Origin of the sequence: Bacillus sp. SIMBA_154 (genome assembly GCF_046536015.1) — a bacterium.
GTDB lineage: Bacteria > Bacillota > Bacilli > Bacillales > Bacillaceae > Bacillus > Bacillus pumilus_P.
On sequence record NZ_JAWJBV010000315.1, the window covers coordinates 1 to 267 of the forward strand.

1 protein-coding gene is annotated in these 267 nt (G+C 44.9%); it reads right to left on the minus strand.

Annotation, left to right across the window (positions count from 1 at the left end; all coding sequences use genetic code 11):
* On the minus strand, positions 1-267 hold a 267-nt coding region (locus R0K30_RS22190), incomplete at both ends, for a hypothetical protein (RefSeq protein ID WP_410613027.1).

The window sequence follows — 267 nt, forward strand, 5'->3', positions numbered from 1 at the left end:
GCCAAGAAACTCCCTTGTGGATTATAGCTGCGGTGAACTTCATCTAAGAAGAAAACCCGCTGTACGTTGACGTTATAGTCCACGTTTTGAATGACCGCAGGGTCATCTTGAAACTTTTGTATATTGACGACGGTTATTTCTCGTTGACCTGAGGCGTTATGGACTGCGGCGGTTTGCTTAATATCGTTGGCAAAGGCTTCACGCGAATCGATGTTATGAACTTTAAGGCCTCTAGCTTTGAATTCTCTACCTGCCTGAATCAGTAGG